The organism is Deinococcus phoenicis (assembly GCF_000599865.1).
GTDB classification, from domain to species: Bacteria; Deinococcota; Deinococci; order Deinococcales; family Deinococcaceae; genus Deinococcus; species Deinococcus phoenicis.
The window spans coordinates 22,823-42,751 of sequence record NZ_JHAC01000011.1 but is presented as its reverse complement, the minus strand read 5'-3'; the positions used below and the strand labels follow the sequence as shown (position 1 = coordinate 42,751).

Sequence of the window (19,929 nt, the reverse complement as noted above, 5' to 3'; positions counted from 1 at the left end):
GCCAATGAGTATGCGTGCTTTTCCCCCCGCGTCAGGCATTGGTGGTACGTCCCCGCCCGTGACCTCACGCCCGCCGCGTTCAAAGTGGGGGACAGGGTGCGGAGCATCAGCAACCGGTCTAGGGGCCATGAAAGGGCAAAAGAAGGCGGCTGGGTGGGGGAAATCATCGGAACCCTGGACGACGACGATCTCAACTTATGGGTCAGATACCCCAATGGGGAAGGCGGCTACTACGGGAGTGCGGACCTGCAACTCATCACCTCCACCACGCCCGTCACCATCCAGCCCGGCACCTATACCGCCGTCGTCCACCCGGACGGCAGCATGACCCTGACGTCCGCGCAGGAGGCAGCAGAAAAGCAGGAGCCGAAGCCGGGCGAGGTGTGGCGGGATGAGGACGGCGACCTGTTTCTGGTGACGGATAGCACCGACGAGGACGGCGACCGGCTGAGCTGCTATCTCACGGGCACGCCTGGGGAGGTCGGCAACCTCGACGAGATGGACACCTACGCCTACCCCTCTCTCGCCGCTGCCATCGCCGCAGGCGCACTCAGCTAACGCCCCCGACACCGCTTCCCCGTGAGGCGGCGTTCTTTCTGTCACAGAGACATTCTCGCGCCTCGCCCACGTCACGGGCGACCTGACGCCCCGTTCCGTTGCTGGCCGGGGCGTCTTCTTGCGGGTACGCGCGGCCCTACACGCGCACAAACGATGCAGAGGAGGCCCGGAGCATGTTTTGCCTGTAGCTCCGGGCCTCACGCGACTCTGCCGGGAAACGCCGCTTTCGGCCTGAAAAGGCCAGCCCCCGCAGCCGGGACGGGCAAACGCGGGGGCCAGGAGGATGTATGGAGAGTAGCAGAGATGGGCTGGTCGTGCTGGTCGCCGTCTGCGTGATGGTCGCCGCCGTGCTGATCGCGCTGGCCGGGACCGCCGCGTGGAACGCCTGGGAGGACCGTCAGAACCGCAGGCACCGCGAGGACGTGCGGGCGCGGTTGCGGACGCAGGAGCTGAACCGGCTGGGAACGCGGCACTACCGGATGAGGGGGGGCAAATGAAAACCGTCCTGTTCGTGTGGCTGCTGCTGGCCGTGCCGGTGTTCCTGCTGATCTGGGCGTGCTGCGCCGTGGGGGGAGACGATGAATGAGCATGACGGGGCACCGGACCTGAGCCTGGGGGCCTTCCTCCAGGCTCTCGCGTTTCTGGCCGTGTTTTTCGGGCTGCCGTTGCTGATCGTGGGGTGGCTGTGGTGAAGCTGAGCGTGGGCGGCCTGTTCTCCGGCATGGGGGGCCTAGAACTCGGCCTTGAGATGGGCCTGGGCAGCGCCCAAACGCTTTGGCAGGTCGAATGCGAGGAACACGCCCGCTTGATCTTGGACCAGCACTGGCCGGAGGCGGAGAGACACCAGGACGTGCGGCATGTCGGAAAACACAACCTTGCTCCTGTTGACCTTATTTGCGGAGGATGGCCCTGTCAGCCGCACTCCGTCGCCGGAAAACGACTGGCGAGCGCAGATGAACGCGACCTCTGGGGAGAGTTCGCCCGTGTTATTGGCGAGCTTAGGCCGCGCTGGGTGGTGGGAGAGAACGTCCCCGGCGTCCTCAGCAGCGCCGACCCCGCTTTTTTCCGAGATCACCCCGGAGGGTTTTTCGGACGAGTTCTGCGGGACCTGGCCGAAATGGGGTTTGATGCGGAGTGGCACTGTTTCCCGGCTTCCGCCCTTGGTGCCCACCACAGGCGAGAACGGATCTTCTTGGTGGCCCACGCCCACAGTCAGCGGCAACCACACCCGCAAGGGGGCCAGCCCCACGAGCGGGGACGGGCCGGCGACAGTGGCCGCGAAACCGCCGCATCTGTGGCCCACACCGACCAGCCGAGAGGGGACTGGGGCGGGGCATCCTGCCAGCAAGAGAGGCTCGCCCAACCTCAGGACAGCGGTGCAGATGTGGCCCACCCCCACCGCCCAGGACGGGAAGAACAGCACGCTCCCGCCCTCGCAGCGAGGGCGGAACACGGTGCCGGGCGCGGTGATGCGCTGGGAAGAGTCCCCTCTTGGGCAGGCGGAGAGTGGGGACAGCCGACCCCCACCCTTAAACCCGGAGTTCGTGGAATGGCTGATGGGGTTCCCCTGCGGGTGGACCGCCTTACCCGACTGGGCAACGGAGTTGTACCTCAGCAGGCGGCGGTTGTCGGCCTCGCAATCAAGGAAGCGGAGGCGCACCTGAAAAAGTTCGGTCATATGCCTGATCGAATCATCAAAAGGGAACACTTTGAGTTCGTTCGTGATGGCGGCCTGCTGCGGAGAGGAAAATGAAAGAAATCGTGTTGAGCAATGGTGGCGTTGCGCTCGTGGATGACGCCGACTTTGAATATCTGAGCCAGTGGAAGTGGCATCGCCTGAACAGTGGGTATGCCGCCCGCACCGGCTGGAAGAAAAAAATCCTTATGCATCGGGAACTTGCAAAGCCGAGCGAGGGGCTGCAAGTTGACCACATTGACAGGAACAAATTAAACAATCAACGTTCAAATCTGCGCTGTGTCACGCCCAGCGTCAACCGCCGCAATACGGGCATGTCTTCGCGCAATCGCTCAGGTTACACCGGGGTTTCCTTCAACACAGAGAAGGGCAAGTGGCAGGCGGCCACGCGGATTGACGGCAAAGATTATTTGATAGGACGTTTTAAAACCGTAGAAGACGCCAAAGAAGCCTATGACTTGTTCGTGGCGCGGAATGCTTAGCGTCGTACCTCAGCAGGCGGCGGTCATCGGGCGGGCGATCCGGGAAGCGGAAGCGTGGCGCGACATAACCGGGGAGCTTCCCCCGCAGATTGTGCTTCCCCGCCATATCTGGAGGACCATATGACCCCCCACGCCCTGCCCACCCCCGGCCACGACCACCTCACCCGCCTGGACCGCTACCGCGCCGCCTGCGCCGCTCTGCTGGCCGCGTCGGGCGCATATGACGCGGCGTACCTCGCGGCCCAGCACCGGCACGCGCTGGCGCTGAGCCACATCGGGGGAGAGGTTGAGGCCGAAGTTTCTACCGCAGAGAAAGTCGAGGTTACTGCATGAATCACAGTGAATCGCTCGCCAACATCGGAGCCGCCCTCAGCAAAGCGCAGGCCGCCGTCAAGGTCGCCGTGAAAGATAAAGGCTTATAGCGTATTACGCTTAAAATCGTGATACAATAAGGCATGCCTAAGAAGCCGAGCCTTGAGGACGTAAAAGCGCGTTTCATGTCGAAAACCGTCGTAGTTGGGGACTGTTGGATTTGGCAGGGTAGCAAGCTCCCCAAAGGGTACGGCGTGTTCTTCGTGCCAAAGGCTTTTCGATCTAAAGACGCGCAATCAATGACCGCTCATAGAGCCGCGTACATGCTCTTCAAAGGGGAGCTGCCTGAAAATTCAACCGTATGCCACAGATGCGATAACCCCTCTTGCGTGAACCCAGAGCATTTGTTTTTGGGAGACAACGCGGCGAATATGCGCGACTGCGCCGCCAAGGGACGCGTCAACACTGCAAAGCTTTCGCCGCTTGATGTGGTTGAGATTCGGAACAGTCAGGAATCGACTACAGCGCTTGCCCGCCATTTCGGGGTCAGTGGAGCCACAATCAGCGCAGTAAAGCGCGGTGTCACGCATGTAGAGCTTGGAGGCGAAGTTGTTGAAACCCTGCGAAAGGTCTCCCTGGATACAGCAGAGCAGATACGACTTGCCGAGGGGCGGCAGGTAGACATAGCAGCGAGGTTTGGAGTTTCGCAACCTACCGTCAGCGCAATAAAGCGCGGCGTGTTTTTCGGAGAACGACGTGGAAAAAAGCAACACACTGTCTGAACTCGCCAAGGCCCTGTCTAAAGTGCAGGGCCTTATTCGTCCCGCGCTCAAGACCTCTGAGAACGGGCATCTCAAGTCGAAATATGCCGATCTGGGCAGCGTATTTGACGCCTGCCGGGATGCCCTGGCAGAGAACGGGCTGAGTGTGGTTCAAATGCCCGTGACCGATGAGCCGGGGTACATCGCCCTGGAAACGATGCTGCTGCACGCCTCCGGGGAATACATCAGCAGCCGTGCCCGCGTAAAGCTGCAAAAAGACGATCCGCAGGGCGCGGGGTCGGGCCTGACGTATTTGCGTCGGTACTCCCTGAGCGCGGCTCTCGGCATCGTGGCCGATGACGACGACGACGGACACGCCGCCAGCGCCCCCAGAGGCCCCCAGAAGGCGCAGCAGGCCCCGCCCCGCACCCAGACACCCACCCGGCCCGCGCAGCCGCCTACCGGCCCCGTTCTGACCTCCGGGCAGGCGCAGCAGCTACATGCCCGCCTCGGGGCCATCCTCGCGGGGACGAAGTGGGACGGCGCAGACAAGGACTTTGCCGCCGAGGTGCTGGGGTTCAGGGTCGGCAGCTTCACGGACCTCACAGTGGCTGAGGCGAAAAAACTTCAGGACGCGGCAGAGCGGGAACCGAAGCTCGAAGCCGCCTGAACAGCACCCGAACACCACCGCAGCCCCCGCCCAGCGCGGGGGTTTTCACGTCACCGGGGGACAGCCCCCAGCCCGTGCGAGTCGGGACGGTGGCCGCAGCGCGGCGGTTCGGAAGCAAGACAAAGCCCCCGCAGATGCGCGGGGGCCTCACCAAGTCAAGAAGGAGTGTAGCAGATGATTCGACTGTTCGACGCGCCCGAACGGGCCAGCAAGGTCCCGCTGAGCCTGTACAAGAAGCTCAGCCCGGACAACCCCCGCGCCCGCGTCAGCCTCATGAACACCCTGACCCTGATGTACTCAGGCAAGCTGGCCGCCACCATCCGCGAACACAAGCTGGCGAAGCTCACCGAAAAGACCTCATGGATTAAGGCGCTGGAACTGCTGGAATCGAAGGGACTTTACCAGGGGATGCACTACCGGGAGATTGCCGCTGCGCTGGGCGTGACGCCCGACACCGCGAAGGCCGCCTGTCTGCGGGCAGAGCAGGAAATCTACGATATCTACGGCATTCACGTCGGCTTCTTTGACAATGACGGCACGTGGCGACTGGGGACGGATAAGGACGTGGCCCGGAAGTATGGCGAGGCCATGCGGGCGGTCGTGAAATGGGCGAAGCGGGCGAGCATGTACGCCGAGCAGGCCCGCGTGTACGGTGAGCAGAAAGACCCGCTGATGCTGCCCCTCTTTGACATTCCCAAAGACCTGAAGGACGGGGACGGCGATGCAAAGGCTTAAACTCGCGCAGATTCGCACGGACGGCGGCACGCAGACCCGCGCTGAAGTCAGCCTTCCGGCCATTCAGGAATACGCCGACGCGCTGCTGAGCGACGTGGTCCTGCCCCCCGTCACCGTGTTCTATGACGGCTCCGAGTATTGGCTGGCCGACGGTTTCCACCGCTACCGGGCGCATGAGCAGATCGAGTGGCGCGAGATTGACGCCGATGTACGGCAGGGCACGCGCCGGGACGCGATTCTCTACAGCGTGGGGGCGAACAGCACCCACGGCCTCCGGCGCACGAATGCGGACAAGCGGCGGGCGGTGGAGACGCTGTTGCGAGATGCGGAGTGGCAGGGCTGGGTGGACACCAAGATTGCGCGGCAGTGCGGCGTAAGCAGCATGTTCGTCGGCAACATGCGGCGTGAGTTGGACATCTTTAAACCGTTTAATGATAGCCGCACCGTTGAGCGCAACGGCACCACCTACACGCAGAACACCGCCAACATCGGCAAGCGCCCCACACCCGCCAACCCGCCCAGCTTCCAACCCGTCCCAGTCGCGCCGCCTACCGAACCTGCGCCCTGGCCGCCGCCCCACGACCCAGAAACGGGCGAGGTGCTGGCCGCTGCACCGCCGTTCGACCTCCCCGAGCGCATCCCCAATGAGGTCTATGACGCGGGTCGCCGCACGTTGCCGAGCGACACCCCTTACACGGTGCTACAGGACGCGCTACAGCAGGCAGGCCATTCAGAGCAGGCTGACGCCCTGAGCCGCGCCCTGAGCCGCGTTCTGGAGTTCGAGCGGGAGGCCCCGGCCATCCTCGCCACGTCCTACGCGCAGCAGATGGGGATTTACCGCCTTGCCCGCGAGCTGCGCGACCTGCTGAATGACTGGCTGGAAGTTGAGCCGACCAACGCCAGAGGCGGCCACGTCATCACGCTGGAAGCCGAGCCGCTGCTGACCTAATCCCTTCTCAAAACGGAGCCGCCCGCGTGGACGAGACGCGGGCGGCTTGAGGTTCTATGACTTCCCAACATGATACGCAGGAACGGGGCGCGGGGTTCCGCAACCGGCGCACCGCGCCCTTCACGATGCTGGCAAACGCCATGCTGCGCGACCCGGCGCTGAGTCTCAAGGCAAAGGGGCTGCTGGGCGTGATGCTCAGCTTTCCCGATGACTGGCGCTACTACATGCGCCAGCTCGAAACACTAAGCAGCGACGGCAGAGAAGCCCATCAGAACGCGATGAAAGAACTGATCGCCGCCGGGTATATCTCCCGGAAGGCCGCGCAGGATGAAAACGGCAGGCTCTCGGGTTGGGCCTACGAAGTCACCGATGAACGGGAAAACCGTCAGACGGGAAAACCGTCTGACGGGAAACCCGTAACTACAAATACTGACTCTACGAAGACTGACAGGACAAAGAAAAAAGATGGCGCGGAACCCCGCCGCGCGGAGCAGCCCACCCCTATCCCGGCAGAATCTGACACCTCCCTTCCCCCTGTCGGGAATCCGGGTCAGGCAAGGCAGAAGGCGGGAATCACCCACCCACCCACAGCCCTTGAAAAAGTTCCGGGCGGCGATGCGGCGGCCCGGCCCGAGGACGTGCCCCTTCCCGCCCCGCTAACGGCCCTACAAGGCTTTGCGGAGGCGTGGGCGGACTGGCTGGCCTACCGGCGCAAGCGGCGGCTTTCCTGCCTGCCTGAGACGCTGGGCCGTCAGCTCAAGATGTTGGCCGCGCAGCCCGACCCGCTGGCCGTGATGGAGCAGAGCATCACGAACGGCTGGGCGGGCCTGTTCCCGCTCAAGGGTGCGGCGGCGACCCGCCCGCAAACCCAAACCCAGGCAAACGAGCGCTTCGCGGCCCGCATGGAAGACACCCGGCAGGCCGTCACGGGGGTATTCGATGACTGAACTGGAGTTCACCGCCTACTGGGAGCTGCTGTGCGAGCGGCACAAACAGACGCCTTCCGCGCCCCTGACGCGCCTCTATGCCCTGACCATCCGGGGCGCGGGCCTGACCGCTGATGAGTGGGCGCAGGCCATCGCCGCCTCGGTGCGCTTTGATGACTTCTTCCCCAGCGTGCAAAAGCTGATTGACTACGCCCGCCCCAGTTTCAAGGCGCAGGCGCTCAGCGAGTGGGACGCCGCCGTAGACCGCGCCACGCGGGGCGAGGCGGCCACCCTGCCCGGCACCTACACGCGCACCCTGATGAACCGTGTCACGAACGGCAAGCCGCTCGGGGAAGTGGACGCCGACCGCCTCCCCTGGCTCAAGCGCGAGTTTCTGGAACGCTACGCCGAACACCTCACCCAGCAGGCGCAGGCTGCCACGCCCGTCCTGACCGCTGGCCCCAGAAGGCAGGCGCTCCCCGATGCGTCCTGATGGCCGCCTGAACCGCCCCGCCACCCTCGGGGAGCTGCTGACCCGCAACGGCGGTGCGGTGATCGGCAACCCGGAGAAGCTGCGCTGCCCCCACTGCGGGGGGGAGGCGAAGCTGATTGAGGCGGTGACGCCGCGCAAGGGCTACGTTCTCCAGATTTGGACGCCGCCGTTTACCTGCTGCGCGAAGGCCCGGCAGAAGGCGGCGCGGTGACGGCCCGCCTCCACCCTGTCCGGGACCGCGTGCTGGCGGCGCTGACCGCCGAACCCCGGCCCATTGAGCAGATCGCGCGGGAGTTGAACCTGGTCCCCGGCCTGGTGCTGGGCATTCTCCGGGCCGCCGAACAGAACATCGGCGGCCCGGACGGCCCCCTGGAAACCCGTGACGGTTGGCTGTGGGTGAGTTGACCCCCGCCCACTACCGCCTCACCGGCTGCGGCACCCACACCCTGACCACCGCCTGCCCCCACCACCTGACGCTGTGGCTGGAGAGCCACGGCCTGAGCCGCCGCGCCGCCCGCCTCCTCGCCACCGAAACGCTGCTGCGGGGGTGGGCGGGGTGGGAACGGGTGCAACTGGAGAGAACATGACCACCCCGCTCCCCCTCGCCGCGCTCGCTTCCCGCTTGCGCGGCTTCTTCGTCCGTCCCCGCCCGCAGCCCATCCCCGCCCCGCTTCCCCCGCTCACGTGGTACATCCTCACCCACGAGTTCGGCGGCCCTGAGCACGTGTTCGCCTGCACCCCGGAGAACGTGCGGCTGTGTCTGGCCCTGCTGACCGATCACGGCCTGTCTGACGTGTGCCGGGACGCGCTGGCCGAGGCCATTGCCCGCCGCCCGGAGGAGCCTGCGCGGTATGGGGACTGGTGGACGCTCACTTCCCTGAAAGGGGAGGCGTGACCGCACCCCCGATTCTCTCTGTCACAGAAACATCCCTGGCTGAGCAGTTCCTCGCCTACGACCTCGCCACCTGGCCCATGCAACAGGCTCTCAGCCGGAATCTGTGGCTGGGCTGGGAGGAAGTGAAGAAGCGCGAGAACATCACCATGCACGCCTTTCTCTCCCGTGTCCTAGGGGAGATGCAGCGCCGGGGCAGCACGAAAGGCCGCACCGTTCAGGGGTTCTGGCCCTACCTCTTCACGGGCTGCGCTCTGGAGGGCGGTTTTACCCCTGCCAGCCTCACCGAAGGGGAGCTGATCGGCAAGGCGCTGGACCGCCTGAACCTCTCCCCTGACGTGGTACGCGCCCACATCGAAGCCGGGAACCTCGCGGAAGTGGTAGCGGGCCACCGCGCCCCCACGACCACCGTGCGGGTGACAGCAGAGACGAAGGACGTGCTGGACGATGCTGCCCAGCGTGCCCGCACCACCCTGAACACGGAGGGCCTGAGTGACCTGGAGGTGCGGGCCATCCTCCCGAAAGCCTGGGCGAACAGCAGTGAGCAGGTGAAAGACTTCCTGCTGAGGCTGGGCAACGGCGACATTGACCCGACCCGCACCTACATCGTGGAAGCGGAGGAGGCCCGGCCTAACGCACCCGTGAAGCCCGCCGCCGCGCCGGTGGATTACGTGACGTTCGGCAAGCTGAACGCGCCCTGCTACTGGTGCGGACGCACGCCCGCTGAGAGCGGATTCCCCCACGAGGCGCATCACCTGCCTATTGGCGATCATGAAGCCCGCCCGAATGACGGCACGCCGCCCGTGTGGGCCTTCATCTGCCCCCGCTGCCACCGCCCCGAGCCGGGAGGCCCGCTGACCGTTCACAGCCGCCTCGGGGCCGTCCGCAGTGACCCGGAGAAGTTGGAACGGGTCATCTACTACACCGTCCGCTGCCTGAACCTCTACCAGCAGGCGATTGGTGCGGCCCGCCCGAAAGGGGAGAGAGCATGAGCCTTGACGTAACCCTGATTCGCACCGTTGGGAACCGCTGCCCCTGCTGTGGACGCGGACAAGAGACAGAGACGGTATTTGACGCGAACATCACTCACAACCTCAACCGCATGGCCTCTGAAGCGGGCCTCTATGAAGCCGTGTGGCGGCCTGATGAGCACGGCTATACCCACGCCCATCAGATCATCCCGGTTCTGGAGCGCGGCATAGCGGAGATGGAGGCCGACCCGGAGCGGTTCAAGGCGTTTGACAGCCCGAATGGATGGGGCCTCTATATCCACCTCCTGCCCTGGCTTCAGCGGTACTTGACCGCCTGCCGGGAATACCCGGATGCGCTGATTGAGGTGTGCAGATGACCCGCCATGACTGGCGACCCGTCACCGCCTACGCCTTCCGCCCCCAGGTCACCTTCACCTGCGCCCGCTGCGGCCTGCGCTTCACGGCAGGCGTGCGCTGGGATGGACGCTGTACTTTGGTTGAAAAGGAGAGCACATGAAGCCCCAACAGATCAGCATTGGCAAAGAGAGAGCTATCGCGCTGGCCGGGTCTCACTATTGGGAGAGCATGACCTGCCGGGAGCGGGCAGAGTTTCAGATGACGGTGAAAGAGCTGAGTATGCCGTTTGACGTGTTCCATGAGGCGCTTGAAAAGACCCTGGGGCGCTCCGTCTGGACGCATGAGCTTGGCCTGAACTGGGAGGGCATCCACAGTGAGCTGTGGGGAGAGCGCCCCGCCCCCACCTTTGAAGAGATTATGAATCTCATCCCTGCAGGAAAGCGCATCGTCATCGGCCTTTAGCCCCCTATCTGTCACAAAAACCCGCCCCAGCGCCCCGCCTCCCCAGGCCGGGGCGCTCGCCTTTGAGGTGCGAATGAACCGGACCCTCATCCTGCTGACCGCTGCTCTCGCCGCCTACGCCGCCTGCCAACTCCACGCCGCCCGCCGCGAGAATGCCCGCCTGCGCCTCACCACAGCCACGCTGAGGCGGGAGCGGGACGAACTGCGGGCCGTAGAGCTGGAACGCCAGCGCCGCGCCTTCCTCGCCCGCCTGAGCGCCGATACCGCCCCCCCGCCCCGGCCCTATCCCGAGCGCACCTACACCCTGCGAACTCTTCTGGAAACCGCTGGCTTCCCCACGAGGCGCGGATGAGCCGCCCCGCCTATACCGATGCCAACACCCTGCGCCCCACCTCAGAGGACTGGAGGCTCTACCCCCACCGGGAGGAGGCCGTGGACGTGACCCTGCTGTGGCGTGAGGCGACTGTCTCCGAACAGCGCGCCGCCCTCGCCCACCGGTGGCGGCTGCGCGGCGCGGCCTCGCTCTCCACGGTCCCCGTGCCCCTGCGCCGGGATGCCCCGCTGACCTGGGCACTGGACCGCCTGGAACGCGCCTACCGGTACGTGAGCCACTGCCGGGGAGGGAGGCAGGGATGGGAAAGGTAAGACGCCAGTCCCACATTGAACCGGTCCCCCGCAGTTCTGGCGGGCGGGTGCAGTGGACACCTGAAACGTGCCGCCGTGTACGCATCCGCCTCCTGAAAGGTGAGAGCCATGAAATGATTTACCGGGCGCTCGGGATGAGCCGTTCGGAACTGCTTTACGGCATCGAGACGCACAACCTGAATGAGATACCGGCCCATCTGGTGCCTGTCGCGGAACTGTGGGCACCGCTGGCCTTTGCGGACTTCGCTGCACTCAAGGCGCATCTCACGCACCGGGGTATCCCAATCAAACCTGTGGGCACCCGTTGCCCGTGCATCACACGCGCCGCAGCGCGGGCGCTCCTGGCTGAACAGGAGGCCAATCCGGTCCTCAGGGAGCGACCCCCCGGCATGGTCACTCAGCATGAACTGATGCGCCGCTGGAACATGGCCCAGAGCCGGGTGCAGGAACGGCTGAAGGGTCTGCCGTTTCGCCGCCTGAGAGACAGCAGCGCGGGCGGCCTGCTCTATCTGTATGACGAGCGGGACGCGGCCAGGGTCGCCCCCCCGATTGGTCCAAAGTCCCCGCCCCGTGGCTATGTCGGGGCGGGGGAGCTTGCCGGGATGACTGGCCGGACCACGGAGGCGCTGTGCCAGTGGGCCAAGCTCGGCTGTCCCCATATCCGCACTCGCAGCGGCGGGTACTGCTACCGCGTGGAGGAAGTGGCCGCGTGGCTCCTGGCCTGCCGCGACCCCCGGAAGCGCCGCACGGGGCGCTGGCTCTCTCAACAGGTTCTGTCGCAACAAAAAGCCGCCTGACCCGCTCTCGCCCCTCACTGGGGCCGCTGAGGTTTCCCATGCCCGACGAGACGCCCGATCAGATGACCCGCCGCGTGCTGGCTGAGCTATACCCGCGCCCACCCCACCCGCTGACGCAAGCCTTCCGCGACATGGAGCGGGCTATTGCGCCCTTCGCCGCGCTGCTGGGCGACCTCATGCGCGGCTTTGAGTTTGCTCCTACCGAACCCTGCCGCCTGTGCGGGTGCGGGGGCGGGCACCATGAGGGCTGTCCGCTCGCCTGAATCTCTCTGTCACAGAGACGCGCCCCTGCCTGAGCGGTGGGGGCGCTTGCTTATTCCATTGGAGGAATATATGGAGTTTGACCTGATTGGAACACTCAAGTTGGATGCCGTTCTTCCCGAGGCCAGCAGCATGAGGGCCAAGTTGCAGGCGGCCAGCACCACCGCCGCCCGCATGCAAATTGAGCGGCTTGCCCAGGAGATTGCCCGTGCCACCGAGTCAGGGCAGAGCGCTATCCGGGTGGATACGCTGGAAACGGGTGTCAAGGCGGCGCTAGGGCGCAAGGGCTACAAGGTCACGTACTACACGCCAGATCAGCGTGATACCGGCAGTGCGGCCTACTACACGGTGAGTTGGTAATGGCCCGCTTTTCTGCTGGCATCACCCCTGAAGCCCTCGCCCGCGCTGGTGTGGACGCGCCTAAGCCTGCCCGGAACGGGAAGTACAACGCCCGCCGCACGACCTACGCAGGCGTCACCTATGACAGCAAGCTCGAAGCGGACGCCGCTGCCCAACTGGACCTCATGAAGCAAGGCGGCCTCGTGCTGGACTGGGAGCCTCAGCCCGTGTTCGACCTGGGGGCGGGCGTGTCATATGTCGGGGATTTTTTGGTTCATTACGTCACGGGGCTTCCTCGTGTAATTGACACAAAAGGAGTCATCACTGCGGTTTTCCGAATAAAGCAAAAATTATTTGAAGAGAAATACAGTTATGAAATAGATGTAGTCAAGAAAGTAAGTCAGATGCCGCTTGAAGGGAGGCAGTCAAGCTAAAATGCAAATAGTTATGGCCCAGCGGTGCTACCAACACCCTGAGCCGTGGCCGGAATGGAGGTTCCGACATGAAAACTCTAGCAGAAAAAAGGTGTACCAAGTGTGGCGTTCTAAAGGAGGCCAATTTGGAGAACTTTTATAAGAGTCCTTACGCGGATGGCCTCTCAGCGCAATGCAAGTCTTGTAAAGTCAAAGCTTCAAAGGCTTTTTCGGATGCCAATCCGGAGAAGGTGGCGAGCTACAAGCGTGATTGGGCCGCGAAAAACGAGGAGCATGAGCGCGAAAGAAAGCGTGAATATCGCGTCACCAGGGGGCGTGAGCTTGATAGACTTCGCAATCAAGCCAATCCTCAAGCTAATCGTGATCGTGTTCGAGCATGGGCAAGAGCTAACCCGGAAAAAGTCAAGCTTCAAGGTCGCGTCTGTGCGGCGCGCCGTAGAGCGAGAGAGCGGGCCGCCGAGGGAAAACATACGAGGGCTGACATAGAGCGTCGATTTGAAATGCAGAAGGGGCTTTGTTGGTGGTGCAGAAAGACGGTTGGGTGCGCTTATCACGTAGATCATATCGTCCCCCTCTCTCGTGGCGGTTCCAACGGTCCAGAGAACATCTGCATTTCCTGCCGTGATTGTAATCAGCAAAAAGGACCGAAGCTGCCAACTGAGTGGATAGGCAGGCTTCTGTGAGGTTCCGCATCAAGCGCAAGTTCTATGAACACCTGTACGGCCCGCTTGACGTGGTGAAGAGCGTGGCTGAGCTGCCGTTGGAGGGGAGGGCATGACCGACTTTTTGATTGTTGCAGGCATGCTCGCCGTGCTCGGCATATTTGCCGCCCTGATGGCCGCAGATATGGCGGAAAATCCCGTGCCGTGGTGGAGTGCTGCGAGCTTTCTCGGCCTGATCGCGGGTTCATGCTTTTTGTATCTGCTGACCTACCACGCCTCACACGGGGCGCTGCCATGAAGCGCCGTACCCGCCTCCGCAAGCTGGGCTTGCCCGCTGACGCCCCCCGCGAGAATCGCAAGCCCCCTAAGCCAAACCTGTTGGAGCTGAGCCGGGCATTGACCGTCGCCCTCTCGACCGGCACGCTCCTTCCCCCTTGGCAGGTCCACACCCTCGCCACTGACATGAACGTGCTGGCCGACGCGCACCTGTACGGCGTGGAGACGGTGGCGGCCTGCCTGATTCGCAGTGGCATGACGCCCTCCGAACTGCGCTGGCGGTACGGATGAAGCGCCCCACCTCCCGCATCACCCGCGCCGACCGCTACCGCGCCTGCCCCGATGAATCCGCCCTGCTGCGCGAGGTGGGCCGGGACGCCGAACCGCTCAAGGACGCCTACCTGAAGGCGATGCGGGACCGGGAGCGCGGGATGCTGGCGGACGCCGCCGATTAGGAGACTGAATGCCTGAACCCCTGCCCCTCCGTGTTCGCGACCTCCCCGACCTCGCCCAGCAGCGCCACTCTCACCGCCTGAACGCCCTTGCCGTCAGTCTCAACGGCTCCCACACCGTTATGCCCGAACGCGCCCAGCAACCTGCCCCCCACGCCACGCCGCACACGCCCGTAGCAGGCGGAACCGAGTACCAGCGCCTCATGGACGCCCGGCAGGCCCTTGAAACCCGTTACTGGCGGCTGATGAAGGCCATCCGCGCCGGGACGGTGGCGGACATTCAGCAGGCGAATCGGGACATTGACCGGCTCGAATCCCGCATGAGGGCGCTGGCCCGTGACCTGTCAGAGATTGACACCCGCCGCGCTGCGCCCGCTGGCCTGCCCTACCTGTACGCGGTGCGGGTGGAGGCTCTGGGCGTCACCGGGTATCTGGAGGCCACCTATGCGCCGGAGCGGTACACGTTGGACACCCGCACCCTGCCCACCGCCCTGCACGCCCGCCTCAGTGCCTACCTGCTGGGGGGAAGGGACGCCCTGCCCTACTGGTACCGCAAAGAACGCGCCCGCTATCGCCCCAGCCCGAAGGCCACCGACGATGACCGCGCCCTGATGACTGACCTGTGGAAGTGGTGTAAGCACGAAGAATTACCAGACCACCTTGTCAAAGTGGGTGCGTCAAGCTAGAATCTCGCTAGAGTCCCCCCGTTTCCCCTGAGGAGCGGGGGATTTTCTTTTGAGGTGTTCATGTGGACTGACCTTGAGACGGTAGAGACGCCCGACCTCCCCGCCGCGAAAGCCGCCCTGGAAGCCGCCAGTAAGCCCGCCGCTGACGCCCTGAGCAAGTGGCAGGCCAATCAGGACCATCAGGACCGCTCTTACGTCAGCACGCAAGTTCTGCCCCGCAGTGAGTACCGCCTCAAGCGGAGTAAGTGCGGTACGAAAGCCACGATCCAGCGGCGGGACGTGTGAGCCGCTCAGCCTGCCAGCACGGTACGCCCTTCATCTATGATTGCCCGGACTGTGGCAGCGAAATGGCCGCTGAGGAATATCTGGCAGCGACCTATGACCAATCCCCCTCGCCCAGTGCGGAGGATTGGGAATTGGCAAGGATCAACCCTGTGCCCATCCTCAACGAAGGCGACCAGTTTGCCCTGCTGAACGCGCTGGGAGTGTTTTGAACGGACGCTCCCTGAGGGAGAGAAAGGCCATGTGGCGCGCGCTGCACCGGACCCGGCACAACGGCGGCGTTACGGGCAGGCGCATGGAAGCCCGGCAGAAGGGCAGCAGGCGGGGCAGGCCCTAGAACTCTCTGTCACAGAAACCCGGAGGACCGCCCATGCCCAGGTGTGAGAGCAGGCCGATCAACTGGACCGGACGCCCGACCCGTGAGGCGCAGATGCTGACCGACTGGTACGCGGCAGAACTCGTGCGCCTGGGCGTGCTGCCTGCGGGGGATGGAGAGGCGTGGTATGCGGCGGCGTTGCCGGGTGATGGGGACGGGGAGCTGTGGCCGATGCAGCCGGAATGAGACGCGCCGGGAAGCCGAGAGGCTGAGAAAAGACGATCACACCCAACCGACAGGGGGCCACCGTGCCCCCGCATGGCAGGAAGCGGCAGAGCAGCCGCGCCCCGCCACCCATACGCCCGCGCCTGGGCTAGAGGCGAGAGAGAGGAGGTGATGCCAATGGCGAACCGGACAAAGCTGACACAGAAAAAGAGAGAGGATTTCCTGATTGAGTTGGAGCAGCACGGCAACGTGACCCGCGCCGCCCGCGCCATTGGCATTCGCCGCCAGTACGCCTATGAAGTGAAAGCTGAAGACCCCATCTTCTCTGAAGCCTGGGACAATGCCTTGCAGGAATGGGCTGACCTGCTGGAAGGAGAAGCTGACCGCCGCGCCTTTGAGGGCACCGTGAAGGGCGTCTGGTACAAGGGAGAGCAGGTAGGCGAGGAGAAGCAGTTCAGTGACACGCTGCTGATGTTCCGCCTCAAGGCCCTGCGCCCCGACCTCTACAAAGAGCGGCAGGCCACTGAACTCACCGGGGAAGGTGGCGGCCCCGTCCGCACCGCCACCGTAAGCGCCGCTCTATCCCCGGATGATCTGGAAGGGCTAGATGCTCAGGCCCTCGCCCGCCTGTACTTCGGGGGCAAGCCTTGACCGCCCTCACGGTTGAGGAGCTGACGCCGCTCATTCACCGCTGGACACGCACCGTCCGCCTCCCTGAAGTGGAGGAGGAGATCAGGCGGCGCTACTGGTATCGGGCCAATGTTGAACGCTCCCCAGAACGCATGGCGCATGAACTGGAGAAGTGCCGCCGTAACCCGGTGCATTGGTTTAATCACTGGGTCTGGACGTATGCCCCGCGCGGGATGACGCTGGGCCTCCCCGCCAATCTGCCGTTCGTGCTGCGTCCCAAACAGATTGAGCTAGTCCGCTGGCTGGAAGAGCGGGAGCGCACGCAGACCTCCGGCCTGATCGAAAAGAGCCGGGATGAGGGTATGAGTTATGTCATCCTCGGCTTCTTCCTGCACCACTGGCTGTTCGTGGAAGGTTTCGCGGCAGGCGTGGGCAGCCGCAAAGAGGAGTACGTGGATAAGAAGGGCGACCCCAAGACGCTCTTCCACAAGTTCCGCGACATGTTCTACAAGCTGCCCGAGTGGATGCAGCCGGAAGGCTTCAGCCGCAAAGAGCATGACAACTTCATGCGGGTGGTGAACCCCGTCAATGGGGCCAGCCTGACCGGGGAAGCCGGGGACAACATCGGGCGCGGCGGGCGCACGTCCATGTACCTGCTCGACGAGTGGGCCTATCACGCGAATCAGGAAGCGGTAGACGCGGCGATCAGTCAGAACACGAATGTTCGCATCAAGGGCAGCACGCCTAACGGCATCGGGGACCGCTTCTACAATGACCGCTTCAGCGGCAAATACCCCGTCTTCACGATGCCCTGGCGGGAGAACCCGGATAAGAACTGGGCAGCGGAATGGAAGGGGCGGAGTATCCACCCCTGGTACGAAAAGCAGCGGGCCGAACTTGACCCTATCGTGCTGGCGCAGGAAGTGGACATTGACTACGCCGCTTCCGCTGAGGGCGTGGTCATCCCTGCCAAGTGGGTAGAGGCGGCCTTCCAACTGCGCTTGCCTCACGGCTCTACCCGTGCAGCCGGGGCAGACGTGGCCGAGGAGGGCGCGGATAAGAGTGCCTACGCTGCCCGCGCTGGCGCTGTGGTGCTGCCCTCTCTGCGGCAGTTCAAGGGGCTGCACATCGCCTCCGAGCTGGAAGCCACTGCCCGCGCTGATCGGGTGAGTGTCCTGAACTATGACCGTCTGGGCGTGGGAGCCAGCATTACGGCCACTCTCGCCAAGCAAGAGGGGCTGCCCTTCAAGGTGCGCGGCATTGCCAACAGCGAGACGCCCAGCCGCACGAAGTACCCGGATGCGGAAGCCCCAGCAGACGAACGCTTTATGAATCTCGCCGCTGAGATGTGGTGGAGGTTGCGCCTGCGTTTCAAGGCCACCCATGAGCGTGTCACGCAAGGCATCCCCCACCCGGATGACGAGTGCATCAGCCTCGCGGAACTGGAGGGACACCCGCTTGCCAACACCGCGAGAGCACAACTGAGCCAGCCCACCTATGAGAAGTATGGGCAGGCCGACAAAATCCGCGTCAACAAGCTGGGCAATGGCAGCGTGTCCCCGGACATTGCCGAGGCGGTGATGTACGCCTTTGCGCCGCCTAAGTACGTCGCCCCCGTCGCTGACCGCAGCGGCACCAACTACACACGCGCGAGGTGAGACATGGAACCTGAGAAGCTGTTGGCAGCGGTTCAAGCGGCCATCAAAGCGGCGACGGCGACGGCCACCGACCCGCGCAAGTCCCCCATTCCGCTCCAGAAGCTGCGCGACTTCGCCCAGGGTGAGCAGATCGGCCCCAACCTGGAGTATTACCCCGGCCTGGTGCCCGATGACCCGGCAGAGAAAGAGGCCCTGAAAAAGCGTCTGATCGTCATCGCCCTGATCGGCCCCATCCTGAACCGCTTTACCTCCCACATCCTCGGACGTGACCCCGAATGGACGGCCAGCGCAGACACGGTGGCCCTGGAGCCGGAGGATGAGCGGGTGAGCAGCCTCGCCACATGGCATACGGGCAGCGGCAGGGTCCATGCGGAACTGAAACGGGGTGACGAGTACATGCGCTGGGCGGGCGTGGCCTACCTGCACATGTACGTCCCCGACGTGTACCGCGTCATCCTCGGCAAGGACGAGCTGAGCCGGGACGCGCAGACGCAGGCGGACGCGCTGGAACTCATCCAACTGGACGCGCTGGACGCCACGCAAGCCGGGGCGGTGGAGCAGGACGGCGTGAAGCTCGCCTACTGGCGGGCCTACAGCGTCACGGGGGAGGATGGGAAACCCCAGAACCGGGTGGAGGTCCACACCCGCACCGAGATCACCGTCTACGCCGATCAGAGCGGCAAGCTGGCCCCCGCCCCGGGCGTCGGCCTGAACCCGCGTCCCAATCCCCTGTATGACCCTGAACGGCCCCTGCGTTTCCGCGCCCTGATCCATGAGATGAAGCGCGAGGCGGGGCCGCAGGTGCAGCAATCGGACCTCGATCTTCAGAACGGCGTGAACACCACGGCGGGCAACGTCATCCGCAACAACAACCTGGGCGGCTGGCGGCAGTACTACACCCTGGACGCTGCGCAGCCCCGCGACAGCGTGACGGGCGAGAAAACCGCCTACACGTTCGGTCCCGCCCGCGTCGTGGACGTGCAGTCTGACTACCTGCGGGACGCGGAGGGCAACCCCGTCCCCGGCCTGGACAATCTGCCGGTGATGCTCAGGGCGAGCGTGGGCACGTTCGACCCCGTGAACAGCCAGTTCATGCGCGAGGATGCGGACTGGCTGGAAAGCAAGCTGCTGAGCCGCTTCAACCAGCTCTGGACGCGGGACGGGGAAGGGCAGGTCAGTGGGGAAAGCAAGCGCCAGAGCCGCGCGGCCTTCCTGAAGAGCCTGCCCGACGAAGCGCAGCCCGCTCAGGCCGCCCTCCGGTGGGCGGTAGAGACGGCAGACGCTTACGCCCAGTGGGTACAGGGCAGCGACACGCTGGAATGGCTGAACGTGACGCCCCGCCTCTTTCTCGACACCGACAAGGTCGAACTCACCACGCTCCAACAGCTCGACCTCATGCACACGGCGGGCAAGCTGAGCCTGGAGACGCTGCTGGAGGCGACGCCTGGGGTTCAGGACGTGCAAGCCGAGTTGAAGAAGCTCCAGAACGAACGCGCCAGCAACATCCAGCAGGCCGCCGCCCTGTTCGGCCTCGGCACGCTGCCCAAAGCCACGGTGCTGCGAATCGCGCAGGCCGCCGGGTATCAGATCGACGCACAGGCCATTGCCGCCGCTGAGGAGCTGGACGCGGTGGGCGCGGTGGACATGGGGGGACAGGATGACGGACAGCAGGCAGGGGACGGCGGGAATGCCCCGGTGTGAGGGATGCCGATGGTGGGAGCGGCACGTATACGGGGATGGCACGCTTCCTCAACTCGGGTCTTGCAACCGGATTGACTCAACCTTTGAGTTAGATGCCACGCACATCACCTCTACCAATGTAGAGGGCAATGAGCAATTTGCCTATCTATCCACCTGCCCCGATTTCGGCTGCACCCTCTGGCAGGCCCGCGAATGACCGGACAAAAGGTATTGCTACCGCTTGGCTTGCCTTCCACGCCGATTGACTTTGGCGTGCTTCAGTCTCTTGCTGCCGCTGTGCTCACGCTGGCCGAGTTGCAAG

Annotated in this window: 36 protein-coding genes and 1 pseudogene; all 37 read left to right on the top strand. The window is 64.3% G+C overall.

The window, feature by feature from the left end; genetic code table 11:
- Positions 1-153: 153 nt before the first annotated feature.
- The gene (locus DEIPH_RS19620) at positions 154-558 is read left to right on the top strand and encodes a hypothetical protein (protein ID WP_152544777.1); all 405 of its coding nucleotides are present in this window, start codon (positions 154-156) and stop codon (positions 556-558) included.
- Between the two features lie 287 nt (positions 559-845).
- Positions 846-1,055: a hypothetical protein gene (locus tag DEIPH_RS03450; RefSeq protein WP_034353876.1), complete on the top strand. Its 210-nt coding sequence runs from the start codon at positions 846-848 to the stop codon at positions 1,053-1,055.
- Between the two features lie 224 nt (positions 1,056-1,279).
- Positions 1,280-1,732, top strand: a pseudogene (locus DEIPH_RS20930) (DNA cytosine methyltransferase); the annotation flags it as partial.
- Positions 1,733-2,107: 375 nt separating this feature from the next.
- Positions 2,108-2,311 carry a hypothetical protein gene (locus tag DEIPH_RS20550; protein ID WP_235183157.1) on the top strand — a complete coding sequence of 68 codons (204 nt, stop codon included), beginning with the start codon at positions 2,108-2,110 and terminating at the stop codon, positions 2,309-2,311.
- Positions 2,308-2,736, top strand: a complete 429-nt coding sequence (locus tag DEIPH_RS19100; RefSeq protein ID WP_081790752.1) for an HNH endonuclease — start codon at positions 2,308-2,310, stop codon at positions 2,734-2,736. The genes DEIPH_RS20550 and DEIPH_RS19100 overlap by 4 nt, the downstream gene beginning before the upstream one ends.
- 120 nt (positions 2,737-2,856) lie before the next feature.
- Positions 2,857-3,069 carry a hypothetical protein gene (locus tag DEIPH_RS03435; RefSeq protein ID WP_034353874.1) on the top strand — a complete coding sequence of 71 codons (213 nt, stop codon included), beginning with the start codon at positions 2,857-2,859 and terminating at the stop codon, positions 3,067-3,069.
- 122 nt (positions 3,070-3,191) lie between these two features.
- Positions 3,192-3,830, top strand: a complete 639-nt coding sequence (locus DEIPH_RS19095) for an HNH endonuclease signature motif containing protein (RefSeq protein ID WP_081790751.1) — start codon at positions 3,192-3,194, stop codon at positions 3,828-3,830.
- Positions 3,805-4,479 (top strand): ERF family protein, encoded by a 675-nt coding sequence (locus DEIPH_RS18585; RefSeq protein WP_051517115.1) that lies wholly within the window; start codon positions 3,805-3,807, stop codon positions 4,477-4,479. Before DEIPH_RS19095 ends, DEIPH_RS18585 begins: the two co-directional genes overlap by 26 nt.
- A 174-nt stretch (positions 4,480-4,653) precedes the next feature.
- Positions 4,654-5,214: a hypothetical protein gene (locus DEIPH_RS03420; RefSeq protein ID WP_034353871.1), complete on the top strand. Its 561-nt coding sequence runs from the start codon at positions 4,654-4,656 to the stop codon at positions 5,212-5,214.
- A complete protein-coding gene (locus tag DEIPH_RS18580; RefSeq protein ID WP_051517114.1) occupies positions 5,201-6,163 on the top strand; it encodes a ParB/RepB/Spo0J family partition protein in 963 nt (320 codons plus the stop codon). The genes DEIPH_RS03420 and DEIPH_RS18580 overlap by 14 nt, the downstream gene beginning before the upstream one ends.
- Before the next feature lie 56 nt (positions 6,164-6,219).
- Positions 6,220-7,110: a helix-turn-helix domain-containing protein gene (locus DEIPH_RS18575; RefSeq protein ID WP_051517113.1), complete on the top strand. Its 891-nt coding sequence runs from the start codon at positions 6,220-6,222 to the stop codon at positions 7,108-7,110.
- Positions 7,103-7,582 carry a hypothetical protein gene (locus tag DEIPH_RS03405; protein ID WP_034353869.1) on the top strand — a complete coding sequence of 160 codons (480 nt, stop codon included), beginning with the start codon at positions 7,103-7,105 and terminating at the stop codon, positions 7,580-7,582. The genes DEIPH_RS18575 and DEIPH_RS03405 overlap by 8 nt, the downstream gene beginning before the upstream one ends.
- Positions 7,572-7,793, top strand: a complete 222-nt coding sequence (locus tag DEIPH_RS03400) for a hypothetical protein (protein ID WP_034353866.1) — start codon at positions 7,572-7,574, stop codon at positions 7,791-7,793. The genes DEIPH_RS03405 and DEIPH_RS03400 overlap by 11 nt, the downstream gene beginning before the upstream one ends.
- Positions 7,739-7,987 carry a DprA-like winged helix domain-containing protein gene (locus DEIPH_RS03395; protein WP_161636029.1) on the top strand — a complete coding sequence of 83 codons (249 nt, stop codon included), beginning with the start codon at positions 7,739-7,741 and terminating at the stop codon, positions 7,985-7,987. Before DEIPH_RS03400 ends, DEIPH_RS03395 begins: the two co-directional genes overlap by 55 nt.
- Complete coding sequence (locus DEIPH_RS03390) at positions 7,984-8,169, top strand: hypothetical protein (protein ID WP_034353860.1); 186 nt, start codon at positions 7,984-7,986, stop codon at positions 8,167-8,169. The genes DEIPH_RS03395 and DEIPH_RS03390 overlap by 4 nt, the downstream gene beginning before the upstream one ends.
- Positions 8,166-8,477 carry a hypothetical protein gene (locus tag DEIPH_RS03385; RefSeq protein ID WP_034353856.1) on the top strand — a complete coding sequence of 104 codons (312 nt, stop codon included), beginning with the start codon at positions 8,166-8,168 and terminating at the stop codon, positions 8,475-8,477. Before DEIPH_RS03390 ends, DEIPH_RS03385 begins: the two co-directional genes overlap by 4 nt.
- Positions 8,474-9,466 carry a hypothetical protein gene (locus DEIPH_RS03380; protein ID WP_034353853.1) on the top strand — a complete coding sequence of 331 codons (993 nt, stop codon included), beginning with the start codon at positions 8,474-8,476 and terminating at the stop codon, positions 9,464-9,466. Before DEIPH_RS03385 ends, DEIPH_RS03380 begins: the two co-directional genes overlap by 4 nt.
- Positions 9,463-9,822 (top strand): hypothetical protein, encoded by a 360-nt coding sequence (locus tag DEIPH_RS19615; protein ID WP_152544775.1) that lies wholly within the window; start codon positions 9,463-9,465, stop codon positions 9,820-9,822. The genes DEIPH_RS03380 and DEIPH_RS19615 overlap by 4 nt, the downstream gene beginning before the upstream one ends.
- Positions 9,819-9,962 (top strand): hypothetical protein, encoded by a 144-nt coding sequence (locus tag DEIPH_RS20100; RefSeq protein WP_161636028.1) that lies wholly within the window; start codon positions 9,819-9,821, stop codon positions 9,960-9,962. Before DEIPH_RS19615 ends, DEIPH_RS20100 begins: the two co-directional genes overlap by 4 nt.
- Positions 9,959-10,264 carry a DUF7736 domain-containing protein gene (locus tag DEIPH_RS03370; RefSeq protein WP_034353849.1) on the top strand — a complete coding sequence of 102 codons (306 nt, stop codon included), beginning with the start codon at positions 9,959-9,961 and terminating at the stop codon, positions 10,262-10,264. Before DEIPH_RS20100 ends, DEIPH_RS03370 begins: the two co-directional genes overlap by 4 nt.
- 73 nt (positions 10,265-10,337) lie before the next feature.
- Positions 10,338-10,616 carry a hypothetical protein gene (locus DEIPH_RS19610; protein ID WP_034353846.1) on the top strand — a complete coding sequence of 93 codons (279 nt, stop codon included), beginning with the start codon at positions 10,338-10,340 and terminating at the stop codon, positions 10,614-10,616.
- Positions 10,613-10,909 carry a hypothetical protein gene (locus DEIPH_RS19605; protein WP_034353844.1) on the top strand — a complete coding sequence of 99 codons (297 nt, stop codon included), beginning with the start codon at positions 10,613-10,615 and terminating at the stop codon, positions 10,907-10,909. Before DEIPH_RS19610 ends, DEIPH_RS19605 begins: the two co-directional genes overlap by 4 nt.
- Positions 10,910-11,022: 113 nt before the next feature.
- Positions 11,023-11,706, top strand: coding sequence for a hypothetical protein (locus DEIPH_RS03355; RefSeq protein WP_034353841.1), 684 nt, complete (start codon positions 11,023-11,025; stop codon positions 11,704-11,706).
- A gap of 38 nt (positions 11,707-11,744) precedes the next feature.
- Complete coding sequence (locus DEIPH_RS03350; RefSeq protein WP_034353839.1) at positions 11,745-11,969, top strand: hypothetical protein; 225 nt, start codon at positions 11,745-11,747, stop codon at positions 11,967-11,969.
- A 70-nt stretch (positions 11,970-12,039) separates the two neighbouring features.
- The gene (locus DEIPH_RS03345; protein ID WP_034353836.1) at positions 12,040-12,327 is read left to right on the top strand and encodes a hypothetical protein; all 288 of its coding nucleotides are present in this window, start codon (positions 12,040-12,042) and stop codon (positions 12,325-12,327) included.
- Entirely contained in the window at positions 12,327-12,740 is a 414-nt protein-coding gene (locus DEIPH_RS03340) for a DUF1064 domain-containing protein (protein WP_051517111.1), read from the top strand. Before DEIPH_RS03345 ends, DEIPH_RS03340 begins: the two co-directional genes overlap by 1 nt.
- A 68-nt stretch (positions 12,741-12,808) precedes the next feature.
- The gene (locus DEIPH_RS19085) at positions 12,809-13,423 is read left to right on the top strand and encodes an HNH endonuclease (RefSeq protein ID WP_081790749.1); all 615 of its coding nucleotides are present in this window, start codon (positions 12,809-12,811) and stop codon (positions 13,421-13,423) included.
- Between the two features lie 91 nt (positions 13,424-13,514).
- Positions 13,515-13,700 (top strand): hypothetical protein, encoded by a 186-nt coding sequence (locus tag DEIPH_RS03330; protein WP_034353831.1) that lies wholly within the window; start codon positions 13,515-13,517, stop codon positions 13,698-13,700.
- Positions 13,697-13,969, top strand: a complete 273-nt coding sequence (locus DEIPH_RS19600; RefSeq protein ID WP_152544773.1) for a hypothetical protein — start codon at positions 13,697-13,699, stop codon at positions 13,967-13,969. The genes DEIPH_RS03330 and DEIPH_RS19600 overlap by 4 nt, the downstream gene beginning before the upstream one ends.
- Complete coding sequence (locus DEIPH_RS20095; protein WP_161636027.1) at positions 13,966-14,133, top strand: hypothetical protein; 168 nt, start codon at positions 13,966-13,968, stop codon at positions 14,131-14,133. Before DEIPH_RS19600 ends, DEIPH_RS20095 begins: the two co-directional genes overlap by 4 nt.
- A gap of 8 nt (positions 14,134-14,141) precedes the next feature.
- Positions 14,142-14,816: a DUF4349 domain-containing protein gene (locus tag DEIPH_RS03325; protein WP_152544772.1), complete on the top strand. Its 675-nt coding sequence runs from the start codon at positions 14,142-14,144 to the stop codon at positions 14,814-14,816.
- A 60-nt stretch (positions 14,817-14,876) separates the two neighbouring features.
- A complete protein-coding gene (locus DEIPH_RS03320; RefSeq protein ID WP_034353826.1) occupies positions 14,877-15,101 on the top strand; it encodes a hypothetical protein in 225 nt (74 codons plus the stop codon).
- Positions 15,098-15,310: a hypothetical protein gene (locus tag DEIPH_RS19595; protein WP_152544771.1), complete on the top strand. Its 213-nt coding sequence runs from the start codon at positions 15,098-15,100 to the stop codon at positions 15,308-15,310. Before DEIPH_RS03320 ends, DEIPH_RS19595 begins: the two co-directional genes overlap by 4 nt.
- 158 nt (positions 15,311-15,468) lie before the next feature.
- Positions 15,469-15,660 carry a hypothetical protein gene (locus tag DEIPH_RS03315; RefSeq protein WP_034353823.1) on the top strand — a complete coding sequence of 64 codons (192 nt, stop codon included), beginning with the start codon at positions 15,469-15,471 and terminating at the stop codon, positions 15,658-15,660.
- 156 nt (positions 15,661-15,816) lie between these two features.
- Complete coding sequence (locus DEIPH_RS03310) at positions 15,817-16,290, top strand: hypothetical protein (RefSeq protein ID WP_200868148.1); 474 nt, start codon at positions 15,817-15,819, stop codon at positions 16,288-16,290.
- Positions 16,287-17,927, top strand: coding sequence for a hypothetical protein (locus tag DEIPH_RS03305; protein WP_051517110.1), 1,641 nt, complete (start codon positions 16,287-16,289; stop codon positions 17,925-17,927). The genes DEIPH_RS03310 and DEIPH_RS03305 overlap by 4 nt, the downstream gene beginning before the upstream one ends.
- A 3-nt stretch (positions 17,928-17,930) precedes the next feature.
- The gene (locus DEIPH_RS03300) at positions 17,931-19,628 is read left to right on the top strand and encodes a hypothetical protein (RefSeq protein WP_034353819.1); all 1,698 of its coding nucleotides are present in this window, start codon (positions 17,931-17,933) and stop codon (positions 19,626-19,628) included.
- Positions 19,629-19,929: the final 301 nt, after the last annotated feature.

What these genes read in the sequence shown, in the direction of transcription:
- DEIPH_RS03450 (WP_034353876.1), top strand. Translation starts at nt 846, where the DNA reads ATGGAGAGTAGCAGAGATGGGCTGGTCGTGCTGGTCGCCGTCTGCGTG.
- DEIPH_RS20550 (WP_235183157.1), top strand. Translation starts at nt 2,108, where the DNA reads ATGGCTGATGGGGTTCCCCTGCGGGTGGACCGCCTTACCCGACTGGGC.
- DEIPH_RS19100 (WP_081790752.1), top strand. Translation starts at nt 2,308, where the DNA reads ATGAAAGAAATCGTGTTGAGCAATGGTGGCGTTGCGCTCGTGGATGAC.
- DEIPH_RS03435 (WP_034353874.1), top strand. Translation starts at nt 2,857, where the DNA reads ATGACCCCCCACGCCCTGCCCACCCCCGGCCACGACCACCTCACCCGC.
- DEIPH_RS19095 (WP_081790751.1), top strand. Translation starts at nt 3,192, where the DNA reads ATGCCTAAGAAGCCGAGCCTTGAGGACGTAAAAGCGCGTTTCATGTCG.
- DEIPH_RS03420 (WP_034353871.1), top strand. Translation starts at nt 4,654, where the DNA reads ATGATTCGACTGTTCGACGCGCCCGAACGGGCCAGCAAGGTCCCGCTG.
- DEIPH_RS18580 (WP_051517114.1), top strand. Translation starts at nt 5,201, where the DNA reads ATGCAAAGGCTTAAACTCGCGCAGATTCGCACGGACGGCGGCACGCAG.
- DEIPH_RS18575 (WP_051517113.1), top strand. Translation starts at nt 6,220, where the DNA reads ATGACTTCCCAACATGATACGCAGGAACGGGGCGCGGGGTTCCGCAAC.
- DEIPH_RS03405 (WP_034353869.1), top strand. Translation starts at nt 7,103, where the DNA reads ATGACTGAACTGGAGTTCACCGCCTACTGGGAGCTGCTGTGCGAGCGG.
- DEIPH_RS03400 (WP_034353866.1), top strand. Translation starts at nt 7,572, where the DNA reads ATGCGTCCTGATGGCCGCCTGAACCGCCCCGCCACCCTCGGGGAGCTG.
- DEIPH_RS03385 (WP_034353856.1), top strand. Translation starts at nt 8,166, where the DNA reads ATGACCACCCCGCTCCCCCTCGCCGCGCTCGCTTCCCGCTTGCGCGGC.
- DEIPH_RS19615 (WP_152544775.1), top strand. Translation starts at nt 9,463, where the DNA reads ATGAGCCTTGACGTAACCCTGATTCGCACCGTTGGGAACCGCTGCCCC.
- DEIPH_RS20100 (WP_161636028.1), top strand. Translation starts at nt 9,819, where the DNA reads ATGACCCGCCATGACTGGCGACCCGTCACCGCCTACGCCTTCCGCCCC.
- DEIPH_RS03370 (WP_034353849.1), top strand. Translation starts at nt 9,959, where the DNA reads ATGAAGCCCCAACAGATCAGCATTGGCAAAGAGAGAGCTATCGCGCTG.
- DEIPH_RS19610 (WP_034353846.1), top strand. Translation starts at nt 10,338, where the DNA reads ATGAACCGGACCCTCATCCTGCTGACCGCTGCTCTCGCCGCCTACGCC.
- DEIPH_RS19605 (WP_034353844.1), top strand. Translation starts at nt 10,613, where the DNA reads ATGAGCCGCCCCGCCTATACCGATGCCAACACCCTGCGCCCCACCTCA.
- DEIPH_RS03355 (WP_034353841.1), top strand. Translation starts at nt 11,023, where the DNA reads ATGATTTACCGGGCGCTCGGGATGAGCCGTTCGGAACTGCTTTACGGC.
- DEIPH_RS03350 (WP_034353839.1), top strand. Translation starts at nt 11,745, where the DNA reads ATGCCCGACGAGACGCCCGATCAGATGACCCGCCGCGTGCTGGCTGAG.
- DEIPH_RS03345 (WP_034353836.1), top strand. Translation starts at nt 12,040, where the DNA reads ATGGAGTTTGACCTGATTGGAACACTCAAGTTGGATGCCGTTCTTCCC.
- DEIPH_RS03340 (WP_051517111.1), top strand. Translation starts at nt 12,327, where the DNA reads ATGGCCCGCTTTTCTGCTGGCATCACCCCTGAAGCCCTCGCCCGCGCT.
- DEIPH_RS19085 (WP_081790749.1), top strand. Translation starts at nt 12,809, where the DNA reads ATGAAAACTCTAGCAGAAAAAAGGTGTACCAAGTGTGGCGTTCTAAAG.
- DEIPH_RS03330 (WP_034353831.1), top strand. Translation starts at nt 13,515, where the DNA reads ATGACCGACTTTTTGATTGTTGCAGGCATGCTCGCCGTGCTCGGCATA.
- DEIPH_RS19600 (WP_152544773.1), top strand. Translation starts at nt 13,697, where the DNA reads ATGAAGCGCCGTACCCGCCTCCGCAAGCTGGGCTTGCCCGCTGACGCC.
- DEIPH_RS20095 (WP_161636027.1), top strand. Translation starts at nt 13,966, where the DNA reads ATGAAGCGCCCCACCTCCCGCATCACCCGCGCCGACCGCTACCGCGCC.
- DEIPH_RS03325 (WP_152544772.1), top strand. Translation starts at nt 14,142, where the DNA reads ATGCCTGAACCCCTGCCCCTCCGTGTTCGCGACCTCCCCGACCTCGCC.
- DEIPH_RS03320 (WP_034353826.1), top strand. Translation starts at nt 14,877, where the DNA reads ATGTGGACTGACCTTGAGACGGTAGAGACGCCCGACCTCCCCGCCGCG.
- DEIPH_RS03315 (WP_034353823.1), top strand. Translation starts at nt 15,469, where the DNA reads ATGCCCAGGTGTGAGAGCAGGCCGATCAACTGGACCGGACGCCCGACC.
- DEIPH_RS03310 (WP_200868148.1), top strand. Translation starts at nt 15,817, where the DNA reads ATGGCGAACCGGACAAAGCTGACACAGAAAAAGAGAGAGGATTTCCTG.
- DEIPH_RS03300 (WP_034353819.1), top strand. Translation starts at nt 17,931, where the DNA reads ATGGAACCTGAGAAGCTGTTGGCAGCGGTTCAAGCGGCCATCAAAGCG.